The organism is Rhodoferax sp. GW821-FHT10B06 (assembly GCF_059415605.1).
Genome location: NZ_JBWKNO010000007.1, coordinates 98,698 through 124,818 on the forward strand (window position 1 = coordinate 98,698; position 26,121 = coordinate 124,818).

Here is a 26,121-nt window from a genome sequence, read left to right on the forward strand (position 1 = left end):
AGCCAATAAGGCGAGGTGATTTCTTATTCCAGAATACCGCGGAACCGGCTTCGCCGGGCCGCTGGTATTGCCCCCTGCAAGGGGGGAGGAGGCCACACGAAGTGGGCAAGCCTGGGGGTTAGCTAAAAAGCCGTCTCGCCAATGCAGAGCCGGCAGCCAGCTCGCGCGACTCCAGCGTGTCGTAGAGCTTCTCCAGCTCGGCGCCGATGCCGTCCAGTGCATCCTGGGGCAAGGGGTAGCCTCGGTCGTCGGTGATGCTGCCGTCCATGGCCTCGGCCAGGGCCTTGGCGGTTTCACGCATGCGCACAAAGGGCTGCTCGGCGCGGTCCACCTGGGGCACGTCCAGGCTCAGCGACACCTCGCGCAGGGCCGATTGGTCCGGGTCTTCGGCCAGCGCGGCCTGGGCGTCGAAAGCCAGGCCCAGCACCGGCGGCATGCCCGCCGTGGCCGAGGGCAACACCATACGGCCCGGGATCAGCGAGGGCACAAAGCCCAGGCGTGCGGCATGCTGCTGCACATAGCCGGGGCTCCAGGCCGCGTGCACGGCGCGCAGGGTGAAGCCCAGCTGGGCGTCGTGGTCGTTGGCAAACTGGTCCAGCTCGCGGCCACGGGCCACTTCTTCACGCATCTCGGGGAACTCGGGCAGGCCGTTGACCGCATCGGCAAAGGCCTGGGTCTTCATCACGAACTCGGAAAACTCGATCTCGTTCAGCGCACCCGTGCGGTTGGCCAGCTGCACGCCGGTCTGAAACTGGGTGTAGCGCTGGCCGGCGGCCGGGGTTTCCCATTGCTGGCTGGAGGCATTCAGTCCTTCGATGGCAAAGGGTTTGCTGCCCACGCGGCGTGTCGGCGGCATGGCGGCCAGGGCCGCGTCGCCCGACACGGGCTGCTCCACGGCCACCGTGGCCAGCCCGTCTATCAAGGCGTCCATGCCGGGCTTGCGCTCGGGCACGGGCAACGGCGGCAGCTCGCCCTCGAACGATGGTTCCTGGCGTTGCACACCCTCCTCCGTGTCGGGGAAGGCGCTGGGCGGCGGTGGATCGGGTTGCTTGGGGGCGTTTTTGCGGGCTGTCCAGGTGCTATGTGCGACGACGGCGGCCAGTACCAGGCCGCCTCCCACCGCCAGCCCCAGTTGTAGGGTAGTTGTCATGTCATTTCGGCCATGGAAAGGGCCGACTCCATATCGACCGCCACAATGCGCGAAACGCCCTGCTCCTGCATGGTCACGCCAATCAGTTGCTGGGCCATTTCCATGGCGATCTTGTTGTGGCTGATGAAAAGAAATTGGGTCTCGCGGCTCATGCTGGCCACCAGTTTGGCATAGCGCTCGGTGTTGGCGTCGTCCAGCGGCGCGTCCACCTCGTCCAGCAGGCAAAACGGTGCCGGGTTCAGCATGAAGATGGCGAACACCAGGGCAATCGCCGTCAGGGCTTTCTCGCCGCCCGACAGCAGATGGATGGTCTGGTTCTTCTTGCCGGGCGGCTGCGCCACCACCTGCACGCCGGAATCCAGAATCTCGTCGCCGGTAATGACCAGCCGCGCATTGCCGCCACCGAACAGCTCGGGAAACATCTTGCCGAAATGGCCGTTCACGGTGTCAAAGGTGCCGGACAGCAGTTCGCGGGTTTCGCCGTCGATCTTCTTGATGGCATCTTCCAGCGTGGTCATGGCGTCCACTAGGTCGGCGGTCTGCGCGTCCAGGAACTGCTTGCGCTCGCGCGCCACGGTCAGCTCGTCCAGCGCGGCCAGATTCACGGCGCCCAGGGCAGTGATTTCGCGGTTCAGCCTGTCGATTTCGCTCTGCATGCCGTGCATGCGCACATCGCCATCGGCAATGGACTTGGCAATCGCTTCCAGGTCGGCCTTGGCCTCGGTGAGCAACTGGGTGAACTGCTCCGAGCCCAGGCGCGCGGCCTGCTCTTTCAGCTGGAATTCGGTGATGCGCTGGCGTAGCGGGTCGAGTGCGCGCTCATTCTGCATGCGGGCCTCGTCGGCGGCGCGCAGGCGGGCGGTCAGGTCGTCGTACTGGCTGCGCTGTGCACCCAGAGCGGCTTCGCGCTCCAGCTTCTGGGCCAGCGCGGTCTGCAGGCCGCCCTGGGCGGCTGCGTCGCTGAGGCGGGCCAGTTCGTCATGGGCGCGCTGTTGTTCGTCGGTCAGCGACACGGTTTGCTGCTGCGCCATGTCCACCGCGCGCGCCAGCTCGGCACGGCGCGCGCCCAGGCTGCGCTGGGCGAAGGTGGCCTCTTGGGCCTGGCGCTCCAGGCTGCGTTGCTGCTCACGGCATTCGTTCAGCTTGCGCTGCACTTCGATGACGCGCTCGTCCAGCTGGGCATGGCGCTCCTGGCTGTCGGCCAGCTGCATATCCAGCTCTTCGAAGCGGGCCTCAGCGGTGACGCGGCGCTCTTGCAGATCGTCCAGTTGGGCCTCGACCTCGGCCAGGTCGCCGGCCAGCTGCTGGCTGCGCGCACGGGCCTGCTCGCCCAACTGGCCCAGGCGCAGGGTTTCGACCTGCAGCGCGTGGGCCTGGGTTTGTGCTTCGCTGGCTTCGCGCCGGGCCGTGACCAGGCGCTGCGAGGATTCGTTGTAGGCGGCCTCGGCACGCACCAAAGCGTAGCGGGTTTCCTCATTGATTAGCGTCTGGGCGCGCAGCTGCTTCTCTAAATTTTCAATTTCCTGGGCTCGCGCCAACAGGCCGGCCTGCTCGGAGTCCTGGGCGTAAAAAGATACGCTGTGCAGGCTGACGGCGTGGCCGCTTTGCACATAAATCACTTCGCCGGTCTGCAGCTGGCTGCGTTGCTGCAGCGCGTCTTCAAAGCTGACTGCGGTATAGCAGCCGTGCAGCCAGTCGCCCAGCAAGGCGGCCAGGCCGGCATCGTTCAAACGCAGCAAATCGGCAAGACGGGGCAAGGCGGCAGCAGTTGGTGCGGGGCCGGCCGGCGGCGCGCTGTAGAAAGCCAGCTTGGCCGGAGGCACATCATTGCCGTCCAGGCCAGCGAAGGCACGGACCATGTCCAGCCGGGATACTTCCAGCGCGCCCATGCGCTCGCGCAGTGCGGCTTCCAGGGCGTTTTCCCAGCCCTGCTCAATGTGCAACTTGCCCCACACGCCTTGCAGCCCTTCCAGGCCGTGGCGGGTCAGCCAGGGTTTGAGCTTGCCGTCGGTCTTGACCTTTTCCTGCAGCGCCTTCAGCGCCTCCAGACGGGCCGAGATATCGGCCTGGCGAGCAGATTCGGTGTTGACGGCGGTTTGCTTGCTGCGCCGGTCTTCGTCCAGCTGGGGCAGGTTTTTCTGCAGCTCCTGCAGGCGCGCGTCGGCTATTGTCACGGCCTCGGTGGCTTCATCCAGCTGGCCTTGCAGCATCTCCAGACGGGCATCGTCGGGTGCGGCCAGGGATTTCTTGTCGCCCTCCAGGCGCTCACGGCGCTGGTCCAGCTGGCGGAACTGTTCTTCAATGCTGCGCTGCTCGGCGGCCAGCACCTGGATCTGCTGCTGCACCTGGACCACGCCTGTGCGCTGCTCGTTGGCGGCACGGGTGGCGCTTTGCAAGGCGTCTTCCAGGTCGGGAATCTGCCCGGCCTGCTCTTCCACCTGGGCGGCGAGCAGCTCGGCTTTTTCTTCCGCCTCGATGCCGGTGGCCTCCAGATTTTCAAGTTCGAAATGCGCGTCTTCCTGGCGCGTAGCCCATTGCTGGATTTGTTCTTTCAATGTGGTCAGGCGCAGCTCGACGCGCTGGCGTCCTTCGACCACGAAGCGGATTTCGCCCTCCAACCGGCCGACTTCGGCACTGGCCTCGTACAGCTTGCCCTGGGCCTGGTTGACCGCGTCGCCCGCGTCGTAATGCGCCTGGCGTATGGTTTCTAGCTCGGCCTCGACATGGCGCAGGTCGGCAATGCGCGACTCCAGGTCGTTCACCGCCTGGGCGGCGTCGGCCTTGACCTTGCCCTGGTCAGCCTCGCTCTCGGTCTTCTTCAGGAACCACAGCTGATGCTGCTTCAGCGTGGCGCTGGCGTGCAGGGTGTTGTACTTGTGGGCCACCTCGGCCTGCTTTTCCAGGCGCTCCAGGTTGGCGTTGAGCTCGCGCAGGATGTCTTCCACGCGGGTCAGGTTTTCACGCGTGTCGCTCAGGCGGTTCTCGGTCTCGCGGCGGCGCTCCTTGTATTTGGAGACGCCGGCAGCTTCTTCGAGGAACAGGCGCAGCTCTTCTGGCCGCGACTCGATGATGCGGCTGATGGTGCCCTGGCCGATGATGGCGTAGGCACGCGGGCCCAGGCCGGTGCCCAGGAACACGTCTTGCACGTCGCGCCGGCGCACCGGCTGGTTGTTGATGTAGTAGCTGCTATTGCCTTCACGGGTCAGCACGCGCTTGACGGCGATCTCGGCAAACTGGCCCCACTGGCCGCCGGCACGGTGGTCGTTGTTCTCGAACACCAGCTCCACGCTGGAGCGGCTGGCCGGCTTGCGCGTGGTGGTGCCGTTGAAGATCACGTCCTGCATGGACTCGCCGCGCAGCTCGCTGGCCTTGCTTTCGCCCAGCACCCAGCGCACCGCGTCCATGATGTTGGACTTGCCGCAGCCGTTCGGCCCCACCACGCCAACCAGTTGGCCCGGCAGATGGAAGGTGGTGGGTTCGGCAAAGGACTTGAAGCCCGCGAGCTTGATGGATTGGAGGCGCACCGAAGTCTGGTTGTTATAGCGAGTGGGTTGGTCTGCAAGGCATTTGTATACGCGATACGCGCCACAAAAGCAGAATCGAGTTTACCCGAGCCCCCGGGCGTATCCCAGATCAACTGCTACCAATTGCTACCAATTCAATAGCTTGCAGCGCAGACAGAATCTGCGGTAGGCCCGTATTTCTTTCACAAGCCCGGCAGCATCGTGCCGCAAGCAAGGGCTTTATGGTGCAATTATCCAATCTTCCGTAAAATTATGTTTTACGAAATAATTAATCCATAAAACCCATGGCCGACCTCTTCACCTACCGCCGCACCGCCCTGGCGGCCAGCTACTGCGACGCGCTGGAGGGCCGTGGCATCCTGGACGCCACCTCCGGTCTGTTCCTGGCCGCACCCCGGCGCACTGGTAAATCCACCTTTTTGCGCGAAGACATGGTGCCCGAGATGCGCAAGCGCGGCTGGGAGACACTGTACGTAGACCTGTGGTCCGACCGCAGCCGCGACCCGGCCGAACTCATCATCTCCGTGGTGCGCGAAGCCCTGGCCCGCTTTGATGGCGTGGTGCTCAAGGCCGCCAAGGGCGTGGGGCTGGACAAGCTGAATGTACTGGGGGCTCTGAGTCTGGACCTGAACAAGATCGGCCAGACCGGTGGCGCCACGCTGGCCGACGCGCTGGAGCGGCTGCGCCTGAAATGCGGCAAACCCCTGGTGCTGCTGGTGGACGAAGCCCAGCATGCCCTGTCCACCCCCGCCGGCACCCAGGCCATGTTCGCGCTCAAAGCCGCGCGTGATCGCCTCAACCAAGGCACGCCCGAGCGCGGCCTGTACCTGGTGATGACCGGCTCCAACCGCGACAAGCTGACGCACCTGGTGCTGCGCAAGAGCGAGCCCTTCTACGGCGCCGGCGTAACCCGATTCCCGCTGCTGGACCGGGGCTTTGTAGAAGCTTACGCCTCCTGGCTGAAACCCCAATTTGCCGATGGCAAGGCTTTCAGCGCCGAGACGCTGGAGCGCGCCTTTGACCTGCTGGGCCGCCGGCCCGAGATGCTGAAGCGCGTGGTCGGCGAAGCCGTGGCCGACTGGGGCGGCGCCGAGGCGCTGGACGCACTGATTGAACGCAACGCCCAGCAGCTGCAGAGCCGCGCCTGGCAGGAATTTGCATCTGCCTATAACAGCCTGCCCGGCGCGCAAAAGGCCGTGCTCGACGCCATCGCCCGCCTGGCCCCCGACTACACCCCATTTGCCGAAACTGCGCTAGCCGCCTACCAGGCCGTGCTGGGCAAAGCCTTGAACAACTCAGCCATCCAGGGCGCGCTGGACGCGCTGCGCGACAAAGAGTTGATCTGGCGTGCCGGCCGCGGCGACTACGCCTTCGAAGACGACGGCCTGCGCGCCTGGTATCTGCAGCAACACCCACAGCCACCACAGATCACCGACTGAAGCTTGCTATCAAGTTAATAACTACATATGCAAGACACTAGTGGAGTGATTGTGATGGAGGTATCCTCCACCTCCATAACAACCGAGCCACAGCGGTGAACTACATGGTTTTCAACAATTCGCTCACTTCTGTTTGGCCAGGAAAACTTCGACCAATTTTGGCAATACGCTCAAGCTCCACGCGCCCTTGTGCCTTGTCATCCGCCTTGATATAGAGCTTGGCCAAACGTAAACGCATCCAGTGATCCGATGGCTGCAACGCAACCGCTGCTTTTTGCACCTCAATGGCACGCGTCAACTTGTTATCGGCGGCCAAAGCCATTGCCAACGTATCCATATACGCATACTGCTGTGGTTGAAGCAAGTTGGCTTTTTCAGCATAAGCCGTGGCTCCGGGCTTGCCCAGCTTCAAAGTAACCCAGGCTAAATTGTTAAATGCGGCCGCATTGTCGGGACTCAATTTCACGACTGCCTGGAAATGCCTTTCAGCATCAGCGAACCGGCCTTGCAGTGACTCAGAACCGGCCAGATGGAAAAGAAAGTTGACGTCATCGGGATGGTTACCAAGCCAGCGTGACGCCAGCTTTTCAGCGTCTGCAGAAGCACCCGTCTTATTTAAAGCTGCATGGAGCTTTATGGCCACTCCAGAGTCTTGCGCCTTGTCAAAGCTGCGGCGATACGCCACGACTGCGGCGGGCCAGCTTTGCTGTACGACCAGCACATCTCCCTCCAAAGTATCGGGAAGTGCAAGCTCAGGACGTTCTTTCTGCAAGACACGTGCGCTGACCAAAGCGCCAGCAGCGTCACCTGATGCAATCTGGACCTCCACCAGGCGACTTCTGGCAGCCACCATATCAGGTGCAATTTCGATGGCACGCTTCAAGTTGTCATTAGCCGATGCCATATCCTTTTGCGCCACAGCAACCTCGGCAAGGCGCAAATAGGGCGTCGGTGATCGCGGCATGGCAAGAGCAAGTTTATTGAACGTGTCAATAGCCTGGTTGTATTCGCCCGCACGCGTCAACACGACGCCCATGGTGTTTAGCATGGACGGATCATGGGGCATGGCAGCGAGACCATCGCGTGCCGCCTGCAAGGCGGCTTTGGTATCGTTGTTGCGCAACTGATGCTCTACCAAAGCAATACGCGCAGACGATGCATCAGGTTGCAGCTTCACCGCACTATCGATCAAAGCCGTTACGTCATCCTTGTTGGCTCCGGATTGGGCCAATAAATCCGCCTTTCCCAGCAAAGCTTCAACGCTTTTGGGATTCGCAACCAAGAGATCATCAAACCGCTTGCGCGCCTGCTCCGGTTTCTTTTCAGCTATATCCAGCGTAGCCAGCATCGCAACCGGGGGGTAATAGGTTTTGTCGAGCGCCACGGCACGCTCGAAATTTTTGCGAGCCGTTGGCACATCGTTGCGCGCAAGCTCAACCATACCGCGTAAATTGGCGCCGAAAGGCTTGTCGGGCTGTTTACGTTCGAGTCCATCAATTGCGAGCAGCGCCTTCTCGAAATTGCGGTGTTGAAGCTGAGTTCGAACGAGTGCCACGTCCGTGGAGATTCCGGCGTCGCTGGCTGCAATGGCCTTCAATTCGTCAATCAACGCGTCCGACTTGGCATTGGCCGTGCTCTCGGTATTAGACAACTTGTCCAGTACCAGAAGGGTCCGGCTACGCGTGTCGGCAGGATTGCGCTTCGCCGCTTGCGCAAAATAAGTCTGTGCTTTCTTCTGCTCGCCCACACGCCTATAGGCTTCACCAGCAAGTGCTAGAGTTTGCGCATCTGACGAGCCTTTTTGCAAAAGGTATTCAACTATTGCTACAGCTTTGGCTGGTTGATCCGTCAAAAGGTATGTCTGCGCCAGCATCCACCGGGATGTCCTCAAGTCAGGGTTTATGAGCAAAGCCTTCGCTAAAAACTCCTCGGCACGGGAGTAAGACTTCAATTCAAACTCCACGGCACCGGCCAATTGCAGAGTCCGCAAATGCTCTGGCGCCATTTTTATCAGTTGCTGCACCTGCTCGCGTGCCAGCGCATAATCTTTACGGTGGTAGGTGAGCAATGCTTCGTAATACCGAGTCTGTGGATTTCCCGGCAGCGCCGCTTTCATGTTTTCAAATTGGGCTGCAGCAGCGGTCATGTCACCAACGGCAATCAAATGGTCTAACAATCCTGCATGGGCAGCTAGATCGACCTTCCGCAACGAAAGCGCATGGCGGTAAGCCGATACGGCATCTGATGCACTGCCCCCACTATTCAGCAGTACGTCACCTTTCAGTCGCCAAACCTCACCCAAACGGGTATCTCGCTCCAAAGTCTCATTGATTAGCCGCAACGCCTCAACATAGCGACCAGCTCTTGCATTGATGCGTATCCGCAAAATATCTGCAGGGGAAAAATGCGGAACGGCCTTTTGGGCTTCGTCCAATGCGGCATCAGCATGGGGGTGATCGCCCAGCGCCTCATACGCAGCAGCAAGCGATGTTTTCAGATCAGCTTGCCCCAAAGGATCGGCCAGTGTTGTTTCAGCAAACTGCGTTACGACTTTCTTGTAGTCCCGCTGCTCCAGCAGCAGACGTGCCGTGGCAGGCGCCACACGCGCCGGCGAGTATTTGAGATCAGCCGCCTTGCGAAATTCGATAGCCGCCGATGAAGTGTCACCAGAATCGAGAAAAACTTGCCCAAGCATCAAGCGTGCTTCACCGGCTTCAGGTAGCTGCTGCACTGCATTCTTCAATTGGATAATTGCCGCAGCCTTATCTCCCTTGGCCAAAGCCTCTTTGGCCGATGCCATATAGCTGTCATAGCTACCGCCGCCACAAGCCGCCAACAAGATTGCAATAGCTGGGACGCAGATTAAAAAGCGGATCGGCATGTTCAAAAACCATGGATGGGTACCGCAAGCCTTGAGGCTTAACGAAAATGGTACTGCAAAATAAAGAAAAGACACATTCCCGTGGGGAATGTGTCTAAATCAGACGCTCAAAAAAGCGTAGTAATAAAACAAATAACTACGCCGTTAATAACCGTTCACGCCAATCAAGCCTTCTTGCCGCGCTTGACCATCACAGAGGCCGCCAGCGCCAACCCGATCAAAGCCAACGAACCGGGTTCTGGAACCGTGTTATTTCCGATACCACCGCCAGTCGCAGTTCCGGCCGTCAAAGAATTAATGAACACTGCACTGTCATAGATAGAGTCGGAAGTATCTGCAATCGCAATCGTGATCGTGTGAGTTCCATCCGCATTGCCTGCACCCAGAAGACCGGTAACCGTAAAGACTTGGGTCAAACCATCAAATTCAATGCCGTACGCGCCGGAACTGTTGTTGAAGAAATTGGTCGGACTGCCAGGAGTATTGGAAATCAGCTGACCGTTACTGAACTGGGCAAAGTTCACACCATCAACGAAAAACCCAAAAATATCGGTGACCGTTTGGGTAGGAAACTCTTCTGTGCCAAACAAAAACTTCGCGGAAACCGAGCTAATGCTGCTGTCCACATTGAAATTGAAGCTCAAGACATTGGCGTCAAAAGTAGTGCTCGTACCGCCTTTGCTTGCACTCAAGGCCCCCAAAGGCGCATATGCGCCACTATTTGTGGTGTGGCTGAATGGATGGGCCGTATTGGTCAAGGGGATATTTGCAATACCGCTCGTCAACACAATACCGTCAGCCATGGACAGCGTCGGATCGCCACCCGAAGAGGTCACATTAAAGCCCGTGTAAGTACCAGACTGTTGCACGCCCGCGGTATTAACGCCTTGGTAGGTCGACGTGCCCGCAACGACGGATATACCGCTGGACGGAGCGAGCAAAGCACTTTCCAAAGTAGAGGCAATGCCCGCTGTGCTGGTAATCGGCGTAATAGCCAATGCAGCCGACGCACCGGTCGAGGCAAGTCCCATGACGGTAAATGCTGCAGCAAGTGCTGCAGACTTGCTATTCAAAAAAAATTTACGCATAGAGTCTCCCATTGGGTTGAAAGTAAACAGGTTTGCACATCACATTTATCAAGCAGCAACATTCGAGCCAGTTTTTTAAATTCAATTAATCCCAACAAAATCAATCACTTACAAAGAAAATACATATGCTTACATGTACCAATGTAAAGATCATCGACACAATTAAATACAAGTGAAAAGGCTTTGAACGACGCCCGAGCGCATGGTAAGCGGCCCCTTAAACTCAACTGCGCTTGCTGGTTGCTGAGAATGCAGAGGCAAGGATTTGGGCATGTCGGTAGCTCATCTGCATTTACAAGCGAAGCAACAAACCCATTAGCTCTATTTTTTTAGGCTGCGCCTCTTTTCCCGATAGATCTTGAAAATGCTGCTAACTTCATAGGATTTAGCGCAGGCAACATCTAAGCAGGAAACTTATTCAATCTTTAAGTTCTTCGAGCCCCAATTATTCGCATATCGTATGTTGATATCGTTCTATAGCTGCATACACATCTAAACCTAAGATTCCGCTCCAAGGCCGCCGCTTGCCGTGGCCGCAAACTATCAGGAGCTGGAAGCATGCGATTCGCACAAAAACTATGGACGGCCGCCGTGGGCGCGCTGGTATTGGGCACCGCCCTCACGGCCACAGCGGCCGACAAAAAAGTAGTGGTGGGCTACCAGACGGACGCCCTGCCCTCGTCGGTCGGCATTGCCAATGGCGACTACGCCAAGACCACGGGTTTTGAGATCGACTTCCGTCGCTTCAACTCCGGTGCCGACATCTTTGCAGCCATTGCATCGGGCGATGTACAGATTGGCTACGTGGGCTCCAGCCCCTACGCTGCCGCCACCTCGCGCGGCCTGGACGTCAAGGCCTTCTACGTGGCCTCCATCTCCGGCATCGATGAGGCCCTGGTGGTGCGCAACGGCTCCGGCATCAACAGCCTGGCCGACCTGAAGGGCAAGAAGCTGGCCGCAGCCCCCGTGTCCACCGACCACTACCAGCTGCTAGCGCTGCTGAAGACCCAGGGCCTGACTGAAAAAGATGTGCAGGTTTTTGCCATTCCCCAGCCCGACATCGTGGCCGCCTTCAACCGGGGCGATATTGACGGCGGCTTTGTCTGGGACCCGGCGCTGACCGAGCTGAAGAAGAACGGCAAAGTGCTGGTGACCTCCAAGGATGTGGCCGACAAAGGCGCGCCGACCTTCTCCGCCTGGGTGGCCACCGCCGCCTTCGCCAAGGAGCACCCGGAGTTCCTGAAGTCCTTCTCCAGCGTGGTGGACAAATACACCACCTCGTTCACCAGCAACAAGGCCGCATGGACCGCCGACAGCGAAAACACCAAGCTGCTGGCCAAGCTGCTCGGCGGCACCCCGGCCGACCAGGCCGCTGCGCTGCAAAACCTGTCGTTGCTGAGCCTGAACACCCAAGCGTCTGACGCGTGGCTGGGCGGCGGCGAGAAGTCAGGCGTGGCCCGCATCCTGAAGGAAACCTCGGTGTTCCTGAAAGAGCAAAAGAAGATCCCCGAGGTATTGCCCAGCTACGCGGCCTTTGTGACGCCCGCCGCCGTGGTAGCCCTGAAGAAATAAGCGCATCCATGCTCCGCGTCCAACACGCCAGCGTATTTTTTGAAGCCCGCGACGGCCGGCCGGTGCATGCGCTGGACCGGGTATCGCTGGACATCCCACAGGGCAGCTTTGTGGTGGCTCTGGGCACTTCCGGCTGCGGCAAATCCACCTTGCTGAACGCCATGGCCGGCTTCTTACCTTTGTCCGATGGCAGCATCACGCTGGACGGGCGCCCGGTAGAGGGTCCGGGTGCCGATCGTGGCGTGGTGTTCCAAAAGGACACGCTGCTGCCCTGGAAATCCGTGCTCGACAACGTCGCCCTGGGCCTGCAGTTTGCCGGCCTGCCGCGCGCCGAGCGCCACGAGCGGGCGCTGGAGCTGCTGCGCCTGGTGGGTCTGCAGGACTTTGCCAACGCCGCGCCCTACGAGCTGTCAGGCGGCATGCGCCAGCGCGTGGGCCTGGCCCGTGCCCTGGCGCCCGACCCGGACATCTTGTTGATGGACGAGCCCTTTGGCGCGCTGGACAGCATGACCCGAGAGCATATGCAAGAGCTGCTGGTATCCGTCTGGGCGCGCACCGGCAAGCGGGTGTTTTTCATCACCCATTCCATCGAAGAAGCGCTGTTCCTGGGTACCGAGCTGATCGTCATGTCACCCCGGCCGGGTCGCATTGTGGCGCGCTTCAATCTGGACTTTGTACGCCAGTACGCCCGCGACGGCGACGCCCGCGCCATCAAGACATCGCCCGCCTTCGCCCAGCTGCGCGAAGACATACGCGCCATCGTCCACCGATCCGAACACAGTACAGAAGAGGCCACGTTATGAGCGAACTTGCCGTACCCGGCAACATCCACGCCAGCAGCACGCCCACACCGGCGACCACACCGAGGCTGGTGAAAATGCGCAGCTTTGGCGTGGGCGAACACAGCACCGTCACCACCAGTGTCGCCACTGGCGCCGCCATCCTGCTGCTGTGGTGGGCCGTGGCGCAGACCGGACTGGTGCCGCACCTGTTCCTGCCCACCCCGGCCGAGGTGCTAGCCACGGCCCGCAGCATCTGGGAAGACGGCTACGCCAATGCCTCGCTATGGGAGCATGTGCGGGCCAGCCTGGGGCGCATTCTGTCGGCCGCCGCCATCGCGGTGGCACTGGGCATACCAGTGGGCATCGCCATGGGGCTGAACCGCTGGGCCAAGGGGATCCTGGACACGCCCATAGAGTTCTACTGGCCGCTGCCGCCGCTGGCCTATCTGCCGCTGATGATCATCTGGCTGGGCATAGGCGAAGCGTCGAAGATCACTCTGCTGACGCTGGCCATGTTCGCGCCCGTCGTGCTGTCGGCCCAGGCCGGCGTGCGGTCCCTGTCGCAAGAGCGGGTGAACGCTGCGCTGTCGCTGGGCGCCAACCGCTGGCAGTTGTTCAGCCAGGTGGTACTGCCGTCTGCGCTGCCAGAGATTTTGACCGGCATCCGCATCGCGCTGGGCGTGGGCTGGAGCACGCTGGTAGCGGCGGAACTGATCGCGGCCACGCGCGGCATAGGCTTCATGGTGATGTCGGCATCCCACTTCCTGGCGACTGACGCGGTGTTTGTCGGCATCGTCATCATCGCGGCCTGCGCGTTTGCGTTTTCCCTGGCCATGCGCCTACTAGAGCGCTGGCTACTGCCCTGGAAGGGCAAACACTGACTGCTTCAAATTTGATAGCTACTGGCGCAGGAATTAGCTGCGCCAGCAGCCTTTTTACCCAGATGAATAGGAGGAGCAAAAGCCCTGTATGTAGGAATCGGGCTACGAACAGTAACGGCATCGTCTGCTGTGCGGATGGTCGGGAATTTTCAATACTGTAGATATACAAAACCCACAGGAGAAACTCCATGAACAGCAACTACCGCATCCACCGCGCCATCGCTACTGCCACCATAGCCGCCGTTTTGCTCACCTTGGGCGGCTGCGCAGGCATGAACCGCAGGCAGCAAAACACCGCTACTGGCGCAGCCATCGGCGGTGCTGCCGGCCTGGTTCTAGGGGGTAACGCGGTAGGCACGGCCGCTGGTGCAGCAGCCGGCGCCTTCATCGGCCACGAAGTCAGCAAGTAAGCTGATCTGCGCTGCCTAGCTAACGCGACACACCCAAAAGCCTGCTGAGCAGCTCCGGCTGCTCTTGCAGGCTTTTTGCCGTTCCGGTGTAGACCACGGTTCCGCGGTCCAGCACGGCAGCGGTATCGGAGATCGCCAGAATCGCCTGCGGATGCTGCTCGACGATGATGGCCGACAAGCCTTCCTCGCGGGTGATGCGGCGGATGGCCCGCAGCAGCTCCTGCACGATGATGGGGGCCAGGCCTTCGCAGGGCTCGTCCAGCAGCAGCAGCGTCGGGTTCAGCACCAGCGCCCGGCCCAGGGCCAGCATCTGCTGCTCGCCGCCCGAAAGCTGCGTACCCAGATTCGTCTTGCGCTCTGCCAGACGCGGGAACAGGCTATAGACCCGCTCTGGCGTCCACGGGCTGGACGCGCGCCCTGCCCGCGCCGGCCGCGCCACCGCGGTCAGGTTCTCGTGCACCGTCAGCGATTTGAAGATATTGCGTTCCTGCGGCACCCAACCGATGCCGACCGCAGCACGCTCGTGCGATGGCAGCTTGTGCAAGGCGATGCCACCAAGCTGGATGCTGCCCCCGTGCTGGCGCGTGGCGCCAGCCAGGGTGTTGATCAGCGTGGTTTTGCCAGTGCCGTTGCGACCCAGCAAGGCTAGGGTCTGGCCTTCGTTCAGACTCAGCGCGATGCCATTGAGCACCACCGCCTCGCCATAGCCGGCGCTCAGGCCTTGCACATTCAGCAGCTCAGCCATGGGCGAACCCTCCCTGGCTGGTCACAGGCGTCTCGTCATCGCCATGGCCCAGGTACACCGCCTTGACCTGCGGGTCGTTGGCAATGGTTTGCGGGTCGCCTTCGGTCAGCACCGTACCGTTAACCAGCACCGTCATGCGTTTGGCGAAACTGAAGACCAGGTCCATATCGTGCTCAATCAACAAAATCGATACCTCGGCCGGCAGCGCGGCCACAGTTTGCAGCAGCTCTTCGCGCTCGCCCGCGGGCACGCCGGCCACCGGCTCGTCCAGCAGCAGCACGCGCGGCTCGCAAGCCAGTGCGATGGCAATCTCCAGTAGCCGACGCTTGCCGTAAGCCAGCACGCGGGTTTCCTGGGCCATCACGGCCGTCAGGTGGAATTGCTCCAGCAGTTGCTCGCAGCGCTGCGTCACGTCGCGGCGTGCACCCAGTGCCTGCCACCATTTGCCGCCCAGGCCCTGGTGTTGCGACACCGTCATGGCCAGGGTTTCCAACGGCGTCAGTGTGTCGAACAGCTGGTTGATCTGGAAGGTGCGCACCATGCCGCGGCGTACGCGCTGGTGTGGCGCCAGTTGGGTGATATCTTGCCCCTCCAGCACGATGCGACCAGAAGTGGGTTGCAATACACCGGTCAGCAGATTGATCAGCGTGGTCTTGCCTGCGCCGTTGGGCCCGATCAACGCGTGGCGAGCGCCTTTTTTCAAGTCCAGGTTGACGTTGTTGGTAGCGGTGATGCCGCCAAACTGCATCACCAGGCCTTCGGCGGACAGCACGGTATCTGCACTCATGGCCGGCCTCCCGTCCGGCGCGGCAAACGCCAGGTCCAGGGGCGCAGCAGGCGTTCGCGGCCGACCAACACCAGCACCACCAGGAACAAGCCGATCCAGAAGGTCCAGTACTGCGGTGTGATGCTGGACAGAAAGTCCTGCATCAGCTTGAACACCACCGCACCCAGCACTCCGCCATACAGCCAGCCGACGCCCCCCACCACCAGGATCAGCATCACGTCTGCCGAACGGTGGAACTCGAACAGATCCAGCGAGGCAAAGCCCGTGGTCTGCGCCAGCAAGGCGCCAGCCGCACCGGCCATGCCCGCCGCCACGGTGTAGACCACCACCAGCCGGCTGTGTACCGGGATGCCGATGGCCATGGCGCGCAGCCGGTTGTCGCGAATCGCCTTGAGCGTGGCGCCAAACGGCGAATGCACCAGCCGCCGCGCCAGCACGAACAGCACGAGCAGCACGCACAGCGAATACCAGGCCGAGGTCTGGCCCATCAGGTCGAATTCAAACCGGCCCAGCAACGGCCCCATCACCACGCCCTGCAGGCCGTCGGCGCCGCCGGTCAGCCAGTCCAGCTTGTTGGCCAGCTCCATCAGGATCAGGCCGACGCCGAGCGTCACCATCAGTCGCGTCAAATCGGTGCCGCGCAAGATGGTGGCGCTACACAACGCGCCCAACAGCGTTGCGGTGGCGATGCCGAACACCAGGCCGAGCAACGGGTCGGGCATCACCAACTTGGCGAACAGCGCGGCCGAATAGGCACCCATGCCGAAAAAGGCGGCGTGGCCCAGCGAGACGATGCCGGTGTAGCCCAGGATCAAGTCCAGCGACAGCGCGAACAGCGCAACGATGGCAATCTCGTTGATGATCAGCGCGTGGCGCGACAGCAGCCAGGGCGCGGCCAGCGCCAGCAGCCAGAGCGCGTATTCCCAGGGTTTCCAGCGGCCGCTTTTCAGCAGCAGGTTTTGCGATTCAGACTGCATCACTTGCCCCCTTGGCGAACGAACAGGCCTTGGGGCCGCCAGATCAAAATCACGATCATCAGGCTGTAGACGATGAAGGCCCCGAGCTTGGGGATGTAGTACTTGCCGGCCACGTCGGCAACGCCCAGCAGCAGCGCGGCCAGCAGCGGCCCGGTGATGCTGGAGGTGCCGCCGACAGCGACCACGATCAAAAAGTAAATCATGAATTTCAACGGAAAGCTTGGATCCAGACCTAGCACCTCGGCACCCAGCGCGCCGCCGAGGCCGGCCAGGCCCGAGCCCACGGCAAAGGTGCCCAAAAACACCAGGTTCACATTGATGCCCAGGCCGGCCGCCACGCGTTGGTCGTCGACCGAAGCACGCAGGCGGCTGCCGAAACGGGTGCGCGCCAGCACATACTGCAACGCCACTGTCAGCGCGGTACACACGGCGATGATGAACAGCCGGTAGTGGCCCATGCCCAGCATCCAGGCACCCTCGCCCACTTCGGTGCGGCCCTTCAGCCATTCGGGCAGCTGGATGATCTGCTGGCTGGAGCCGATGAAATAATCGGCGCTGGCCACCGCCATGAAGGTCAGCCCAATGGAAAACAGCACCTGGTCCAGATGCGGCTTGCGGTACAGCGGCCGGTACAGCGTGCGCTCCAGCACCGCACCCAGCAGGGCCGAGCCCAGGAAAGCCAAGGGCAGGCACACCAGAAACGGCACACCCAGGCGCTGCATCAGCAGCACCGTGATATAGCCGCCGACCATGGCAAAAGCGCCGTGCGCCAGGTTGATGAAATTCATCAACCCCATCGTCACCGCCAGGCCGACAGCCAGAATGAACAACAGCATGCCGTAGGCAATGCCGTCAAAAAGAATTGTCAACATGCGATAGCCAATCTCTCAAGTATCCGCAGGAATTCGAGCCCGCCGGAGGCGCGACTGCCTTACCCAGAACAACCGCGGAACCGGCTTTGCCGGGCCGCCGGTTGTGCCCCCTGCGTGTCGTATCGGTTTTTCAAACCGATACGATGGGGGGTGGCGGAAAGTGCGCAGCACTGTAGCCTGGGGGTGTTACTTAGCCTTGCCCGGATCTTTCACGTCCTTGATGACCGCGAATTCCACGTTGTACAGCTGGCCGTTCTTGCGCTCCACTTTGCGCAGATAGATGTTTTGCACGATGTCGCGGGTTTGCGCGTCGATGAAGATCGGGCCGCGCGGGCTTTCGAAAATCTGGCCCTTCATTGCCGTCAGCAACGCATCGCCGCCGCCCTGGCCCTTGGTGGCGCGCAGTGCTTCGTAGATTACGCGCATACCGTCATAGCCACCCACGGCCATGAAGTTCGGGCGCAGCCCCTTGTTCGCCTTGCCGAAGGCATCGACAAACTTGGCGTTCAAGGCCGAAGGATGGTCGGTTGAATAGTGGTGCGAGGTGACCACGCCCAGCGCGCCGTCGCCCATGTCGTTGAGTTGGTCGTCATCGGTCACGTCGCCGGTACCGATCAGCTTGATGCCGGCCTTGTCCATGCCGCGCTCCAAAAACTGCTTCATCACCGCTGCACCGGCGCCGGAGGGCACGAAGACAAACAGCGCATCTGGCTTCAGGTCACGCACTTTTTGCAGGAATGGAGCGAAATCCGGACCGCGCAAAGGCACGCGCAGAGACTCTGGCACCTGGCCGCCATTGAACAAAAAGCGTTCCTTGAAGTACTTCTCGGCGTCCAGGCCCGGGCCGTAGTCGCTAACCAAAGTCACCACCGTCTTGATGCCGTTCTTGGGTGCCCAGTCGGCCATGCTGACCGCTGCCTGCGGCAAGGTGAAGCTGGTGCGCACGATGTAGGGCGAGGCCTGGGTGATGCTGCTGGTGGCGGCAGCCATCACCACTTCGGGCGTCTTCGACTGGGTGGCGATGGGCGCGGTGGCCAGAGCCGACGGCGTGATGCCGAAACCGGCGAGCACATTCACCTTGTCATTCACCACCAGTTCCTGCGCCAGGCGCTTGGTGACGTCGGGCACGCTGGTGTCGTCCTTGACGATCAGCTGTATCTTCTTGCCGGCCACGGTATCGCCGTTCTGCGCCATATAGAGCTTGGCTGCGGCTTCGATCTGCCTGCCGGTGGAAGCCTGCTGGCCAGTCATGGGCAGGATCAGACCAATCTTGAAGGCATTGTCTTGCGCTATCGAAACAGTAGCGCCCAGCGCAGAAACGGCGAGCACTGTGGCGCGAATAAAGAAATTCTTGGGCATATCTTGTCTCCTGGTGGATGGGAATCAAACGCTCTGGCAGCCCCCGGCACACAAGTACCTTGCACCGCAAATCCGACTACACGATCAAGTGTAAGTGGCTGCAACATAAAGCAATCGCTAACAGTTGTATAGCAGATATATAACAGCTGTACCCCATCACCAGGGCTAACCCTATTGCGCCCAGCGCCCTCAGGCGCTTGCGATGGCGGCTATTGATGCCTGCGGCGACCGGGCCGGGCCATTGGCTTCCGCGACAGGGGTCAACTCCAACCGGAACACAGATACCGCCGTCACTAGATCGCCGGCCTGCCCCTTTAGGCCACTGGCCGCGGCAGCCATCTGCTCCACCAACGCAGCGTTCTGCTGATTCACCTGGTCCATCTGGGCCACGGCTTCGCCGATTTGCGACACACCGCTGCTCTGCTCGGCGCTGGCCACGCTGATCTCGCCCACAATGGCAGCGAGCTTGCGGATGCTGGACACCACCTCGGCCATGGTGCTACCGGCCTCGTCCACCAGGCCCACGCCCTGCTCCACCCGCTGCACGCTGGCGGCGATCAGCGACTTGATCTCCTTGGCGGCATCGGCCGAGCGACTCGCCAGCGAACGCACCTCAGACGCCACCACCGCAAAGCCGCGCCCCTGCTCGCCCGCGCGGGCGGCTTCCACGGCAGCATTCAGCGCCAGGATATTGGTCTGAAAGGCGATGCCGTCAATCACGCTGATGATGTCGGCAATCTTGCGCGAAGACTGGTTGATGCCCTGCATGGTCTCAACCACCTTACCCACCACATCACCGCCGCGCACGGCCACTTGCGAAGCCTCCAGCGCCAGCTGGTTGGCGCTGTGGGCGCTGTCGGCGTTCTGCCGGACGGTGCTACTGAGCTCCTCCATCGACGCCGCGGTCTGCTCCAGCGCACTGGCCTGGTGCTCGGTCCGCGCGCTCAAGTCATGGTTGCCCTGGGCAATCTCGGCACTGGCCCGGGCTACCTCGTCCGCCCCCATGCGTATGGATTGCACGATCTGCGTCAAAGACGATTGCATGCCGGCCATCGCAAACACCACGCTGCGCTGGTCGTTCGGCTGCACCTGCACCGGGCTGCTCAAATCGGCCTGGCTGATGGACGTTGCCAGCGCCACCACGGCATCCGGCTGCCCACCCAATTGGCGCAGCAAATGCCGGCTGATCAGCACAGCCAGCACGATCGACAGCAGCACGCAGGCCAGCGTCACGCCCATCAGCACCAGCTGGGCCTGGGTCACGGCTTGTCGGCCCCGGGCCTTGTCTTGTTCCGCCTGTGCCAGCTGGTCTTGCCACAGCTTCTGCAAAGCCTGGTAGGCCGCCACATACACCTGCTGGCTGGGCCCGTCGAAGAAATCACTGGCTTCCATGGCCCGCTCGCCCTCGGCACCTGCGGCGGAATTCGACATCTGGAAGAAGGTGCTGCGCAGCGCATGGTATTTGGCGATGGCACCCAGCAAATTGGCCTGTAGCGCCGGGTTCGCCGATATACCGCTGCCCGCCTTGTAACGCGCCAATGCGGCATCCAGCTCCTTCACGGCGGCTTTCACCACCAGCTCTTCACGGTCTTTGGAGGGCATATTCAACGCCGCCAAATGCTTGAGCTCGGATATGCGCACCGCCTGCAGTTTGTCGTTCACCTCCCCCAGAGCCGTCAGCGCGGGCAAGCTGGTGTCCACCAGGCCATCAAAATCCGCATGCATGGACGTAATGCGGCTGTAGGCCGTCAAGGCCAGTACCACCACCAGCACAATCACCATGCCAAAGGCCAAGCCCAGTTGGCGCCCCACACTCATTCTGGAAAGCATCTTGGAATTCACCTTTGTGCGCTGCAGCGGCCCCAGCGCCTCCGTCCAACACCAACACATACACCAGGCCAGGATGCATACGGATGGCTAACTCCACCCAGATACATCAGCTTACATTTGGCGCCCGTGCCGGATGCATACCGATTTGTCGATTGCTGGTACGCAATTGGTTTTTCGGCTCAGGATATCCCTAGGAGCAGGCTTTAAGCGCCATGGTCCTACACGGCCCAAGTGGTGGCCGACGGTAAAATGCACAGCATGTTTCGTTGTGTCTTTGCGGTCGTTCTGTTCTTTGCCATGCTGGCATCCGGCTTGTACGCCTGGGCAGGCGAGCCGACAATGGCCGAGCACCATGTGGTGCAGGAACAGATACCCTTGCAGGTAGATGCCTGCGGCGAAAGCTCCACCGACAACAAGCCGTTGCTCACAGACCAGCAGTCCGACACCGCTGAGACCGACAGTGGTTTTGACAGCCCCGCGCTGTGCCACTCGGCGCCGTCCGGCCTGACTTTTGGCCGCAAGTCAGCTGCGGCCATACCTTTCACACCCACCGCTTTCCTGCAACCACTCTCGGATGGCTTGCGCAGGCCACCGCGCTTGGCCCTGCTCCGCACCTAGTGCGGCGCAGCGTTTCTCTGCAAGAGAAACACCCGCCCAAACCCTAGGCTGCGGGCCCTCTCACTGACTCTCTTGTCCGGCCTGCTGCTGTAGCGGCGGCTATTTGCATTCCACCGAAAGCTTACCGATGAACACACTCCACTCCAACACCTATGGCGCGGCTGAAAGCCTGCCCAGCACGGCGCAGCGCAACCGCGTTTTGCGCAACACCTATTGGCTGCTGGCACTGTCCATGCTGCCCACCGTGCTCGGCGCATGGCTGGGCGTAACAACCGGCATTTCCCGCGCCATGTCGCCCGGCATCGGCATGCTCGTCTTCCTGGGCGGCGCGTTCGGCTTCATGTACGCCATCGAGAAGACGAAGAACTCGGCAGCCGGCGTGCCGGTGCTGCTGGCGTTCACGTTTTTCATGGGGCTGATGCTGTCGCGTATGGTCGGCACGGTGCTGGGCCTGAACAACGGCGCCAGCCTGGTGATGACTGCCTTTGCCGGTACCGGCGGCATCTTCCTGGGCATGGCGGTCCTGTCTACCGTCATCAAGCGCGACCTGAGCGCCATGGGTAAATGGCTGTTCATCGGCGCGATCCTGTTGCTGGTAGCCGGCGTTGCCAACTTCTTCATACAGTCCAGCGCGCTGATGATGACGCTGTCGGTACTGGCCATAGGCATCTTTTCCGCCTTCATCCTGCACGACCTGAAGCGCGTACAAGACGGTTACGAGACAAACTACATCAGTGCCACACTGGGTGTCTACCTGAGCCTGTACAACGTGTTCCAGTCCTTGCTGGCACTGCTGGGCATGGGCGGCAGCCGCGACGAATAAGCGACGAACTCCCTGGGCCATCGGCATACCGGTAGCCCAGGGAGCGGCACAAAAACCATGCACACGCTCTTACTGCGCAGCTACTAGCTCAGCTGCATTTTTCTGGCCACGGCTGGCCTTGTCGGTTGCAACGGCTACCCCGCCGAGGATCGGCGTACGGCTCTGCGCAGGCAAAGACCGAGGCACTGCCCTGCAAGATCACGACGCTCGTCAAGCGACGCACACGCGAGTGTCAAGCGGACACCGAAAACCAGGCTACGGTGTCCGCTTGACGGTCTAGTTAATCCAGCCAGCGACGCGCGTTGTGCCAGAGCTGCATCCAGGGGCTGAAGCTGCTGACGTCGCCGCAGGTCCAGCTCTTCTGCACGTTGCGGAACACGCGCTCGGGGTGCGGCATCATCGCGGTGAAGCGGCCATCGGCCGTGGTCACCGCGGTCAGGCCACCAGGGCTGCCGTTCGGGTTGAACGGGTAGGCCTCGGTAGCCACACCATGGTTGTCGGTGTAGCGCATGGCCGCAATCGCCTTGGTCGCGTCGCCACGGTAGGCGAAGTTGGCATAGCCTTCGCCGTGCGCCACGGCAATCGGCATGCGGCTGCCGGCCATGCCTTGCAGGAACACGCTGGGCGATTCCAGGATTTCCACCATCGACAGCCGCGCTTCGAAGCGCTCGCTGCGGTTGGTGGTGAAGCGTGGCCAGGCTTGCGCGCCGGGGATGATGTCGGCCAGCTCGGCAAACATCTGGCAACCGTTACAGACGCCCAGCGCCAGCGTGTCCTGGCGGGCGAAGAAGGCCTTGAACTCTGCCGCCAGCACCGGGTTGAAGGTGATGCTGCGCGCCCAGCCTATGCCGGCACCCAGGGTGTCGCCGTAGCTGAAACCGCCGCAGGCCACCACGGCCTGCATATCCTGCAAGTGCACGCGGCCGGTTTGCAGATCGGTCATGTGCACGTCAAAAGCATCGAAGCCCGCCTCGGTGAAAGCGTAGGCCATCTCGGTGTGCGAATTCACGCCCTGCTCGCGCAGCACGGCGACTTTGGGGCGCGTCAGCTTCAAGGCCGGCGCCGCTACGGTTTTCGTAGCTTCCGGCGCAGACAGTACCTGCGCCAGAGCACTGTTTGGCTCTATAAACACATGCAAGCCTGGGTCGTTGGCCGCACCGGCTGCTGCGTGCTCAGCATCGGCGCAGGCCGGGTTGTCGCGCTGCTGGCAGATCTGCCAGCTGACGCTGTCCCAAACCTGGTGCAGATCGGCCAGCTTGGCGCTGAACACGGCTTTCGCATCGCGCCAGACCTGGACTTCGCCCACGCCGGCGCTGATCGCGCTGTCTGAACTTGTTGGTATGGGCCGGGTCTTGCCCACGACGTGGCTGTGCTTGCCCAGGCCATGCGCGCGCAGGGTCTGGACCACGGCGTCACGGTCAGACGTGCGCACCTGCAGCAGCACGCCGAGTTCTTCGTTGAACAGCGCCTTCAAGGTCAGCTCTTCACGGCGCGGGCCGACCTGGCCTGCCCAGTTCTTGCTGTCGCCCACATCCATGCGGCTGTCGCTAATACCGTCGCCTTCTGTCACCAGCAGATCGACATTCAGCGCCACGCCCACGTGGCCGGCAAAAGCCATTTCGCAGGCTGCCGCGAACAGACCGCCATCGCTACGGTCGTGGTAGGCCAGGATTTGCGGACGCACGGCATTGACGGCGTTCACCAGGTTGACCAAGTCTTGCGCATCGTCCAGATCGGGCACGGCGTCGCCGACCTGGTTCAAGGTCTGCGCCAGGATGCTGCCGCCCATGCGGTTCTGGCCCTTGCCCAGGTCGACCAAGATCAGCGTCGTGTCTTCCGTCGCATTCAGCTGCGGCGTCAAGGTGCCGCGCACATCGGGCAGGCTGGCGAATGCGGTGACGATCAGGCTGACCGGCGAAGTGACTTTCTTCTTGTCATCGGCGTCGGTCCACTGGGTACGCATGGACAAGCTGTCCTTGCCCACCGGGATCGAGATGCCCAGCGCCGGGCACAGCTCCATGCCGACGGCCTTGACCGTGGCGTACAGCGCGGCGTCTTCGCCGGGTTCGCCGCAGGCGGCCATCCAGTTGGCCGACAGCTTGACGCGGGGCAGATCGAAGGGGGCAGCCAGCAGATTGGTGATGGCCTCGGCCACCGCCATGCGGCCAGAGGCAGGCGCATTCACGGCGGCCAGCGGCGTACGCTCGCCCAGGGCCATGGCCTCGCCCGCAAAGCCCTTGTAGTCGGCCAGGGTGACGGCGCAATCTGCCACCGGCACCTGCCAGGGGCCGACCATCTGATCGCGGTGGCTCATGCCACCCACGGTGCGGTCGCCGATGGTGATCAGGAAGCGCTTACTGGCGACCGTCGGGTGGGCCAGCACGGCGATGGCGGCTTTTTGCAGATCCACGCCGGTCAGTTCCACTGGCGCAAAGGTGCGCGCCACGGTCTTCACATCGCGGTGCATCTTGGGCGGCTTGCCCAAGAGCACGTTCATGGGCATGTCGACCGGGCTGGCCGCGCCGTCATCGGCCACGATCAGTTGGCGCTCTTCGGTAGCGACACCGACCACCGAGAACGGGCAGCGCTCGCGCTCGCACAGCGCGGTAAACGCCACCAGCGAATCCGGCGCGATGGCCATCACATAGCGTTCCTGGCTCTCATTGCACCAGATTTCCTTGGGGCTCATGCCGCTTTCTTCCAGCGGCACGGCGCGCAGGTCGAAGCGCGCGCCCCGGCCGGCGTCATTGGTCAGCTCGGGGAAGGCATTGCTCAGGCCGCCGGCGCCGACGTCATGGATCGCCAGGATGGGGTTCTTGTCGCCCTGCATCCAGCACTGGTTGATGACTTCCTGGGCCCGGCGTTCGATTTCCGGGTTGCCGCGCTGCACCGAGTCGAAGTCCAGCGACGCGGCATTCGCGCCGGTAGCCATCGAGCTGGCCGCGCTGCCGCCCATGCCGATGCGCATGCCGGGGCCGCCCAGCTGCACCAGCAGCGAGCCGGCGGGGAATTCGATCTTGTGGGTTTGCGTGGCGTCGATGGTGCCCAGGCCACCGGCGATCATGATGGGCTTGTGGTAGCCGCGGCGGATGCTGTCCACGTCAGAGGTGACGGTCTGCTCGTACTCGCGGAAGTAGCCCAGCAGATTGGGACGGCCGAATTCGTTGTTGAAGGCCGCGCCACCCAGCGGGCCCTCGACCATGATTTGCAGCGGGCTGGCGATGTGCTCGGGTTTGCCGATGGACACGTCGCCATCCTGCGGCCAGAGCTTGGAGACGGTGAAGCCGGTCAAGCCCGCCTTGGGCTTGGAGCCGCGGCCCGTCGCGCCCTCGTCGCGGATCTCGCCGCCAGCGCCGGTGGAGGCACCGGGGAATGGCGAAATGGCCGTCGGGTGGTTGTGGGTTTCGACCTTCATCAGCACATGGTGCTGGGCGCTACTCTTTTCATAGCTACTGGCGCTGGTAGTACCTGCGCCTGAGGCCAATTTGGCCGAATTCCCAAATTCAGCCGATTTGGCTAAAAATCGTTCGATCTCGAAGCCTTCCATCACCGAGGCGTTGTCCGAGTACGCCACCACGCTGTGCTGCGGCGCCAGCTGGTGGGTGTTGCGGATCATGCCAAACAGGCTTTTGGGCTGCGCCACGCCGTCGATGGTGAACTCGGCGTTGAATATCTTGTGGCGGCAGTGCTCGCTGTTCGCCTGGGCGAACATCATCAGCTCGACATCGCTGGGGTTGCGCTGCAAGGCGGTGAAGGCGTTGACCAGGTAGTCGATTTCGTCGTCGGCCAGGGCCAGGCCGAATTCGGTGTTCGCCGCCTCCAGCGCGGCGCGACCACCGCCGAGCACGTCGACCTGGGCCAGGGGCGCGGCTCCCAGCGAGGTGAACAGCTCTTGCGCCTGGCTGCGGTCCAGCATGGCACTTTCGGTCATGCGGTCGTGCAGCAGGTCGGCCACCCGGGCCAATTGTTCGGCGGACAACACAGTTTTGCCCAGCAAGGGCTGCTTGACGGTCAGGCGGTATTCGACGAAGCGCTCGACCCGGCGCACCGCCAGGCCGCAGTTGTGGGCGATATCGGTGGCCTTGGAGGCCCAGGGTGACACGGTGCCGAAGCGCGGGGTGACCACCAGCAGCGGGCCTTCGGCCGGGCCGGCGTAAGGGTCGCCATAGGTCAGCAGGCCGTCCAATTGGGACTTGACGGCCTCCGTCAGGGGCGCATCGCTGGCCACCAGATGCACAAAACGCGCGGCAACACCGCTGATCTTGTCGTGGATGGCTTGCAGCCGGGGAAGAATTTGTTGAACGCGGAAGTCGCTGAGGGCATTGCCGCCCTCAAACTGGGAAATGTGCAAGGTCACTGTAGCGGCCCGGGTTGGGGAAGTTA

18 protein-coding genes are annotated in these 26,121 nt (G+C 61.9%); 7 read left to right on the plus strand and 11 right to left on the minus strand.

The features are described 5' to 3' along the window. Positions 1-118: 118 nt before the first annotated feature. Together AC07O2_RS13080 and smc are read right to left on the minus strand one after the other, a co-directional pair. Positions 119-1,150 carry a cell division protein ZipA C-terminal FtsZ-binding domain-containing protein gene (locus AC07O2_RS13080; RefSeq protein ID WP_495076178.1) on the minus strand — a complete coding sequence of 344 codons (1,032 nt, stop codon included), beginning with the start codon at positions 1,148-1,150 and terminating at the stop codon, positions 119-121. Beyond that, on the minus strand, positions 1,147-4,674 hold the full coding sequence (gene smc, locus AC07O2_RS13085; protein WP_495076179.1) for a chromosome segregation protein SMC: 3,528 nt from the start codon (positions 4,672-4,674) through the stop codon (positions 1,147-1,149). Before smc ends, AC07O2_RS13080 begins: the two co-directional genes overlap by 4 nt. A 284-nt stretch (positions 4,675-4,958) precedes the next feature. On the opposite strand from smc, the gene AC07O2_RS13090 reads away from it, so the two are divergent. Continuing rightward, positions 4,959-6,113: a hypothetical protein gene (locus tag AC07O2_RS13090; RefSeq protein WP_495076180.1), complete on the plus strand. Its 1,155-nt coding sequence runs from the start codon at positions 4,959-4,961 to the stop codon at positions 6,111-6,113. Between the two features lie 100 nt (positions 6,114-6,213). Here the strand turns inward: AC07O2_RS13090 and prsT are convergent, their stop codons facing one another. Both prsT and AC07O2_RS13100 read right to left on the minus strand, forming a co-directional pair. Next, complete coding sequence (prsT, locus tag AC07O2_RS13095) at positions 6,214-9,069, minus strand: XrtA/PEP-CTERM system TPR-repeat protein PrsT (protein WP_495076181.1); 2,856 nt, start codon at positions 9,067-9,069, stop codon at positions 6,214-6,216. 89 nt (positions 9,070-9,158) lie between these two features. After that, positions 9,159-10,082, minus strand: a complete 924-nt coding sequence (locus AC07O2_RS13100) for a choice-of-anchor L domain-containing protein (protein ID WP_495076182.1) — start codon at positions 10,080-10,082, stop codon at positions 9,159-9,161. A 558-nt stretch (positions 10,083-10,640) separates the two neighbouring features. On the opposite strand from AC07O2_RS13100, the gene tauA reads away from it, so the two are divergent. From tauA to AC07O2_RS13120, 4 genes are all read left to right on the plus strand, one after another. Continuing rightward, positions 10,641-11,654 carry a taurine ABC transporter substrate-binding protein gene (gene tauA / locus AC07O2_RS13105; RefSeq protein ID WP_495076183.1) on the plus strand — a complete coding sequence of 338 codons (1,014 nt, stop codon included), beginning with the start codon at positions 10,641-10,643 and terminating at the stop codon, positions 11,652-11,654. A gap of 8 nt (positions 11,655-11,662) precedes the next feature. Further along, entirely contained in the window at positions 11,663-12,457 is a 795-nt protein-coding gene (locus AC07O2_RS13110; protein WP_495076184.1) for a taurine ABC transporter ATP-binding protein, read from the plus strand. Then, entirely contained in the window at positions 12,454-13,317 is an 864-nt protein-coding gene (locus tag AC07O2_RS13115; RefSeq protein WP_495076185.1) for an ABC transporter permease subunit, read from the plus strand. The genes AC07O2_RS13110 and AC07O2_RS13115 overlap by 4 nt, the downstream gene beginning before the upstream one ends. Before the next feature lie 188 nt (positions 13,318-13,505). Next, positions 13,506-13,727 carry a YMGG-like glycine zipper-containing protein gene (locus AC07O2_RS13120; protein WP_495076186.1) on the plus strand — a complete coding sequence of 74 codons (222 nt, stop codon included), beginning with the start codon at positions 13,506-13,508 and terminating at the stop codon, positions 13,725-13,727. A gap of 19 nt (positions 13,728-13,746) precedes the next feature. Here AC07O2_RS13120 and AC07O2_RS13125 read toward each other — a convergent pair whose 3' ends face one another. The 6 genes from AC07O2_RS13125 to AC07O2_RS13150 form a co-directional block, all read right to left on the minus strand. Beyond that, positions 13,747-14,472 carry an ABC transporter ATP-binding protein gene (locus tag AC07O2_RS13125; RefSeq protein WP_495076187.1) on the minus strand — a complete coding sequence of 242 codons (726 nt, stop codon included), beginning with the start codon at positions 14,470-14,472 and terminating at the stop codon, positions 13,747-13,749. Beyond that, positions 14,465-15,259 (minus strand): ABC transporter ATP-binding protein, encoded by a 795-nt coding sequence (locus AC07O2_RS13130; RefSeq protein WP_495076188.1) that lies wholly within the window; start codon positions 15,257-15,259, stop codon positions 14,465-14,467. Before AC07O2_RS13130 ends, AC07O2_RS13125 begins: the two co-directional genes overlap by 8 nt. Further along, positions 15,256-16,236, minus strand: coding sequence for a branched-chain amino acid ABC transporter permease (locus tag AC07O2_RS13135; RefSeq protein WP_495076189.1), 981 nt, complete (start codon positions 16,234-16,236; stop codon positions 15,256-15,258). The genes AC07O2_RS13130 and AC07O2_RS13135 overlap by 4 nt, the downstream gene beginning before the upstream one ends. Continuing rightward, on the minus strand, positions 16,236-17,108 hold the full coding sequence (locus AC07O2_RS13140; protein WP_495076190.1) for a branched-chain amino acid ABC transporter permease: 873 nt from the start codon (positions 17,106-17,108) through the stop codon (positions 16,236-16,238). The genes AC07O2_RS13135 and AC07O2_RS13140 overlap by 1 nt, the downstream gene beginning before the upstream one ends. A gap of 186 nt (positions 17,109-17,294) precedes the next feature. After that, a complete protein-coding gene (locus AC07O2_RS13145; RefSeq protein ID WP_495076191.1) occupies positions 17,295-18,467 on the minus strand; it encodes an ABC transporter substrate-binding protein in 1,173 nt (390 codons plus the stop codon). A 189-nt stretch (positions 18,468-18,656) separates the two neighbouring features. Further along, complete coding sequence (locus tag AC07O2_RS13150) at positions 18,657-20,297, minus strand: methyl-accepting chemotaxis protein (protein WP_495076192.1); 1,641 nt, start codon at positions 20,295-20,297, stop codon at positions 18,657-18,659. Between the two features lie 258 nt (positions 20,298-20,555). Between AC07O2_RS13150 and AC07O2_RS13155 the strand changes: the two genes are divergently transcribed. Both AC07O2_RS13155 and AC07O2_RS13160 read left to right on the plus strand, forming a co-directional pair. Next, entirely contained in the window at positions 20,556-20,915 is a 360-nt protein-coding gene (locus AC07O2_RS13155) for a hypothetical protein (RefSeq protein ID WP_495076193.1), read from the plus strand. Between the two features lie 127 nt (positions 20,916-21,042). Further along, positions 21,043-21,738 carry a Bax inhibitor-1/YccA family protein gene (locus AC07O2_RS13160; protein WP_495076194.1) on the plus strand — a complete coding sequence of 232 codons (696 nt, stop codon included), beginning with the start codon at positions 21,043-21,045 and terminating at the stop codon, positions 21,736-21,738. A gap of 280 nt (positions 21,739-22,018) precedes the next feature. Here the strand turns inward: AC07O2_RS13160 and purL are convergent, their stop codons facing one another. After that, positions 22,019-26,095, minus strand: coding sequence for a phosphoribosylformylglycinamidine synthase (gene purL / locus AC07O2_RS13165; RefSeq protein WP_495076195.1), 4,077 nt, complete (start codon positions 26,093-26,095; stop codon positions 22,019-22,021). Positions 26,096-26,121: the final 26 nt, after the last annotated feature.